This window comes from Brevibacterium moorei, from assembly GCF_024580735.1.
Lineage (GTDB): Bacteria > Actinomycetota > Actinomycetes > Actinomycetales > Brevibacteriaceae > Brevibacterium > Brevibacterium moorei.
This window is the reverse complement of sequence record NZ_JANIJX010000033.1, coordinates 22,090-28,337: the sequence shown is the minus strand read 5'-3', so window position 1 is coordinate 28,337 and position 6,248 is coordinate 22,090. Positions and strand designations below refer to the sequence as shown.

Here is a 6,248-nt window from a genome sequence, read left to right as displayed (position 1 = left end):
ACCAACTGGTGGCACCGTGACGACGAACTACACGGTCAACCGGTCACCCCAGCACGCCCCAAACTGAGTCAAGCGGATTCCGGGAAAAATCTACCGAATCGCTTGACAAAGAACATAGGGACACCCCTGGGAGTTCCACTACGTAACGAAATGTCGAAATTCCGCCCGAAACAGCGATATATCAACATTTCGGGACGTAGTGGAACTCTGAGGCCGGGGGCTGAACTGCAGGCTGCTTAGATCGGGGCGCCCAGGGGCAGCTGTGGGAGGGTGTCGTCGAACCGGACGATGCGCTCGACGATGTGCTCCCAGCGACGGCCCAGCAGGCGATTGCGCGGCTCGACCCAGGACACCAGGTTCAGGATCTCGAAGCGCACCGATTCGTGCAGGTCGGGGCTGAGCAGGCTCGCCGTGAAGCGGTTCAGCAGGGCCCAGGCGATCGTCTGCTCCGTCCTCCGCTCAGCTGACGCCGAGGTCCCCTCAGCACCGCGGCCTGCCGCCCCGAGAGCGAGCCCCTCGTCCAGGCTGCGCAGCGCACGGCCGGCGGACGCCTCGACGATGGCGGCCAGGACCTCGGGCGCCTGCTGCGCCACCCGGTTGAGGCGGGCCGGGGCCAGCAGGGGCGAGGCCACGGCCTCGGTGCCGGCGCGCACGATCGCCTCGATGTCGGGCGCACCCGAGGTCCGATGGGCGAAGCCGCCGGCGGGCGCCGTCACGCCCCCGGCCGGCGGGACCAGCAGCGGGCGGATGTGCGCGGGCACCTGCAGGAAGTCCGCGCCGAGCAGCCGGTTCACGGCCTGCAGCGCGGCCAACTGCTCAGCGACGGGTACGGCGGTTACGGCCCATGCGGGTGCGGCGGAAACCGAACCGGAAGCCGCTCTGGAAGACGGACCGCCGCCGACCAGTCCATAGGAGCGCCGGGTGCCGCCGATGGCCTTGAGGACGCTGACCGCGTGAAAGCGGTGCAGCAGGTAGAGCAGGCGGAAGCGGCGCTCGACCTCGTGCGGATCGGATCCAGCCGGAACCACGGCCGGACTGAACCGGGCCAGGGCGGCGGCGCGGACCTCGGCCACGGAGGCCAGGGTCTCCAGCGATTCGCCATGGGCCTTCCAAGTCGAGGCGGTGGCATCGGCATACCATTCCTCGCGCGAATCCGCGTCGGTCGAGTACGCCAGGGATGCCTCGGTGGTACCACTTGCGCTCGGTGGCACCGAATGCGCGCGCATCTCCTGCCACCCAGCGCAAGTGGTACCACCGGCCGGGCGCGGGCTCTCACCGACAGGAGCACCCAGCCCGCGAGTACCACCGGCCGGGCGCGGGCCGCCGCCGTAGAGCGCTGCGATCGCGTGGAGGTCCCACTCCCCCAGCCCCGTGGGGTAGGGGGCGCCGTCGCCGGTCGGGACGCAGGGCGCGCCCGTGGTGTCAAGGGCGAACACCGGCCCCGGATAGTCCATCACGGACAGGTGTGGGTGGTGGTGGCTGGCGAAGTTATGGGCCACGCCCAGCGAGTGCCCGATCTCGTGGGCCGCGAGCGCGGCCATCCGCGCCACCACGACCGATTCGACGAGCCGCGCCCCGGTCGGGCCACCGGCCTCGGATTCGGTCGGGCCGCCCGCCGCGGCCCCCGACTCCCCGTACGGCGCCAGGACGGCCTCGGTAATGGCACGGACCTCCTCGATGCGCTGCGAGCCCATGACCACGCAGCCCTTGAGGATCTCACCGGTGCGCGGGTCCAGCTGCCCCTTGCCGAAGGACCAGCCGCGGTCGGCGCGGTGACACGAGGTGATCGTGCCGTAGCGCGGATCGTAGAGGTCCTCGCCGGCGGGCAGGAGCTCGACGCGGAACCGGCCGGGGTGGCCGGCGGCGGCGAAGGCCTCGGCCCACCAGTTGAAGCCCTCGAGCATCGCCGTGCGGTACGGTTCGGGGATCGCGGGGTCCAGCCGGTAGACGATGTCGTGGGCCAGCCGATGCCGGGGTGCGTAGGTGCGCCGCGCGTCCGCATGCCCGACTTCGTCGAAGCGATGGGTAGTGAAGTAGGCCATCGCGCCGGACTCCGGGTCCAATGGCACCGGCTGGTAGCCGGGTTCGGGCAGCGGACGCAGGGTCACGCGCTGGGTGATGGTCACGGCCTCGGCCGGGGCGGGTGCACCGGGGCGGCCCGGAGGAGGGGTGGGGCCCGAGGCGTTCTCCGCCGTCCCGGCGGGCACGCCCGGATACGGCCCGGCCGAGGGATCGGCCTTCACCGCAGCCGTGCTTCCCGCCGCAGCATTTCCCGCCGCCGAGGCCCCACCGCCCACCGCTGTGCTGCCGGCCAGCAGCCCGGTTCCGGCGCCGGTCCAGGTGCCGGCTCCGCGTGGGGTGAAGCTCAGGGTCGCGTCGATCGCCAGGATGTCGTCGAACCATTTCACGTCGGCCACATGGCTGAGGTCGGGACGGAATTCGTAGGCGGTGCCGTGGCGTTTGGTCAGGGCCGCGGCGGTGCGCAGATAGTCGACGTAGCCCAGCGCGATGGGGTCGAAGTCGCCGGTGTCCGTGGAGGCGTCGCCGATCAGCACAGACTCTGCGAAGGAGTCGCGCACAGCCGTGGCGGCCGCCCGAGCGCCGGATTCGCTCCCGCCTGCGGCCTCGGGTACGGCCTCGGATTCGGCCCGGCCCGCGTCGCCCGCGGCAGCGCTCTCGTTCCGGCCCACGTCGCAGGCGGGCAGTCCGTATTCGGTGTTCTCCGCTACGACGGAAATCCCGCCGGTTACGGCGTCGGTGTCCAGCCGGACCACCAACCCGGGAATGGCATCGCCCCGGTCCACGCCCACCGCGGAGGTACCGAGTCCCCTGGTGACGATCGCATGTACGAGGAACCTCGAATGCTCCCACATATATCTCTCCATTTCTCAGTCCCGCGGGGTTCCACTACTTACCGAAATGGTGAAAAATCGCGGTTTCGGGTCGGATTTCACCATTTCGGTAAGTAGTGGAACTCAAGTGGTGGGGGTCAGCGGTGCAGGCGGGCCCAGGCGATGAGCGCCAGGGAGGAGGCGCTGTCCGACAGCAGGGCGTCGTCGAAGAGCACCTGCGGGGAGTGATTCGTCGCCGCGGTCTCCGGATCCACGCCCTCGGGGCTGGCGCCCAGGAAGTAGTACGCGCCTGGAACCTCCTCGAGTACATAGGAGAAGTCCTCCGAGCCCATCTGCGGATCGGGCGATTCGATGACGCGCTCGGCGCCGAAGACCCCGGTCAGCTCGTCGAGGACGAAGGCCGCCTCGGCATCGTCGTTGACCGTCACCGGGTACTGCTCGACGAACTCGACCTCGGCGGTGCAGCCGTGGGCTGCGGCGACGTGATCGGCCACCCGGCGGGCCACCTCGGGGAAGCGCCTGGTCGACTCGCGCGAGAGCGTGCGCACCGAAGCGCCCACCGAGGCGTGCGGCGGGATGACATTGATGGCGTCTCCGCCGGACATCTGCGTGAAGGCAGTGACCACCGGGTCGAACACGCTGAAGCTCGCGCCGATCGCCTGGTACATCGCGCCGACGTACTCGGCCGCCGGGCGCACAGGGTCGATCGACTTCGAGGGCTGCGAGGAGTGCCCGCCACGCCCGTGGAAGGTCACGTTCAGCCGATTCGCACCGGCCATCAGGGTGCCGGGGCGCAGCGTGAACACACCGCGCGGACCGGAGGAGACGTGCAGGCCGTAGGCGCCGTCGACCTTGCCGCCGACCGTGTCCCACATGCCCTCGTCGAGCATCACCTTGGCCCCGCCGTCGCCCTCCTCACCGGGCTGGAACATGAAGACGACGTCGCCGGGCAGTTCATCCCGGTGGGCGGCCAGCAGGCGGGCCGCGCCCACCAGCCCGGTGACGTGCAGATCGTGGCCGCAAGCGTGCATCGCGCCGTTGGTCGAGGCGTATTCCAGCCCGGTCTGCTCGACCACGGGAAGGGCGTCCATGTCCCCGCGCAGCAGGACCGTGACCGGCTTGGTCGCCGGTTCTTTCGCCGAGGCGCCACCACGCAGGATCGCCACGACCGAGCTCAGGCCGGTACCCGTGTGGATCTCCAGCCCCAGACCCTCGAGCTCTTCGAGGATCTTGCCCTGCGTATAGGGCAGCTGCAGGCCGATCTCCGGATGCTGGTGCAGATCGCGCCGCAGGGCTACGAGGTCATTGGACAGGGCCGCAGCCTCGGCACGGAAATCCGGCGTGGTGGACGTCTGGGACATGGGTGTACCTCCAAATAGAGTTGGCTCTCCCCTATCCAATCACGGTCGAAACGAAAATGAGACCTGGGTCCCATATCCCATGTGCGAACCCGCATCCCATGCGTGTATGCGCGCATGGGATGCGAACGGGTGCCCCCGGACCGCAGCTCAGCCTCAGCCCGGCCGCAGCTCGGCCTCAGCTCAGGATGCCCGCGATCGTCACCAGGTCGTGGAGCCCTGCCGGGATGCCCAACTCCGCCAGCCGGTCGACGAGGATCTGCGGCACCGCGGCGAGCTCCTCCTCACTGACGGGCTCGGCGTCCGGATCCGGCATCGGCTCGACCCGGGCCAGACCTGCGGCCGCCGCACGCCGATCCGGCATCCGCAGGTGGTGGTCGGTCAGCGCCTGGTACGCCTGCCCCAGATCGAGCAGGGCGTCGTCTCCGCCGTGCCGGCCGATCAGCTGCAGGGAAACGGGCAGCCCCATGCCCTCCGTGGCAGCGGCCTGCGGATCGGCAGCCGCTCCCTGGCCCGGCGCGGCGAATCCCATCGGCAGGGCCAGCGCGGGATGGCCGGTGGCCGAGTACGCCCCGGTCAGATTCCAGTCGTTCTGCGGCACCCCGCCCTTGAACACCAGCGGTGGGGCCACCTGCGGCCAGGTAGGCAGGGCGATGGCGACACTGCGCGATTCCCGGGCCGAGGCCCCTGCCGGCTCGTCCAGGGCCGCGAGCACCTCGTCGATCCGGTTCGCGTACTCCCCCGCCCGTTCCAGCGCGGCCCGGTAGACCGCGTCGTCGACCAGCGCCCCGGATGCCGCCGTACGCCGCATGGACCGACCGAAGTCATTCCAGCGCGCAACCAGGTCCTCCCGGTGCACGTCGAAGAGTTCGCGCACGAAGATCGTCATCGTCACGCGGACCATGTCGTCGACCGGGGGCAGCTCGACCACACGGACCTCGGCGCCGGCGGCGCGCAGATCCGCCAGGGCCCCGGCGAAGGCCGCGCCGACACCGGGCGCGATCCGCTCATCCCAACCCCGGGCGCCGTCTGGCACGCGGACCGGATCGCCCGAGTCGTCCGGGCCGCCCCCGGCCAGCAGCTCGGCGGGCACGCCGATCACGGTACCGCGCAGGTCCACCTGCGCCTCGTCGACCGAGGCCGGGTCCTCGGCACCGCCCGCAGCCCGCCCGCGCATCACATCGAGCAGGCGGCGGCACTCGGCGGCGGTGCGGGCCATCGGGCCCACCACGTCGAGGCTCGGCGCCCCGGGCAGGATTCCGTCCAAGGGCAACAGCCCAAAGCTCGGTCGCAGGCCCGTGATGCCGCAGAACGCGGCGGGGATCCGGCAGCTGCCCGAGGTGTCCGTGCCCAAGCCGGCATCGACCTCGCCCAGGGCGATCGCGCTCGCAGTACCGCAGCTGGAACCGCCGGGCCAGCGCGCGGGGTCCCAGGGATTGCGCGGGATCGGGAAGTCCAGTGCCGGGTCCGGCCGACCCACCGCGTGCTCGGCCATTGTCGTCACCCCGGCGATGTGGGCGCCGGCGGCGCGCAGCCGCTCCACCACCAGCGCATCGCGCCCGGCGCAGAAGTCGGGATCGTAGACGCGGCTCTGCGCGGTGGGGACCGCCTCAGCGCAGGCGATGAGCGCCTTGATGCCCAGGCGCATGCCGGCCAGGGGCCCGGTGCCGCCGAGGTCCCCCGCCTGCGCCGTCGGGAAGCGCCGCAGGAATACGCCCAGGCCATCGGTCAGGTCTGCGGCTCCGCTGCCGGCCACGCTGCCGGTTCCCGCCCCGCCGCCGGCATCCTCGGCAGTGCCGACTTTCTCTACATCCATCCCGTCTACAGTCACGCTCTCCACTATCCCACCGCCATGAGAGCCGCCACGCAGCGGCCTTGGTCCAGGAACGCGAAGCGCCGGGCCACACGCGGAGATAGACGTGCACCCGGCGGGCCGGGCCGAGTCGGGCCGACCCCCGGTTCACTTCGCAAGCGCGGATTCACATTGTGTGCTGGGATATCCGCACACAATGTGAATCCGCGCTTGCGATATTTCCGG

The 6,248-nt window shown here is 70.8% G+C and carries 3 protein-coding genes; all 3 read right to left on the bottom strand.

The features are described from left to right. Window positions 1-236: 236 nt before the first annotated feature. The 3 genes from NQ034_RS14975 to NQ034_RS14965 all read right to left on the bottom strand — a co-directional run bounded on the left by NQ034_RS14975 (window position 237) and on the right by NQ034_RS14965 (window position 6,026). The gene (locus tag NQ034_RS14975) at window positions 237-2,873 is read right to left on the bottom strand and encodes a zinc-dependent metalloprotease (RefSeq protein WP_257049840.1); all 2,637 of its coding nucleotides are present in this window, start codon (window positions 2,871-2,873) and stop codon (window positions 237-239) included. Between the two features lie 116 nt (window positions 2,874-2,989). After that, window positions 2,990-4,213, bottom strand: coding sequence for a M20 metallopeptidase family protein (locus NQ034_RS14970; RefSeq protein WP_257049839.1), 1,224 nt, complete (start codon window positions 4,211-4,213; stop codon window positions 2,990-2,992). 175 nt (window positions 4,214-4,388) lie between these two features. After that, the gene (locus tag NQ034_RS14965) at window positions 4,389-6,026 is read right to left on the bottom strand and encodes an amidase (protein ID WP_257049838.1); all 1,638 of its coding nucleotides are present in this window, start codon (window positions 6,024-6,026) and stop codon (window positions 4,389-4,391) included. Between the last annotated feature and the right edge of the window lie 222 nt (window positions 6,027-6,248).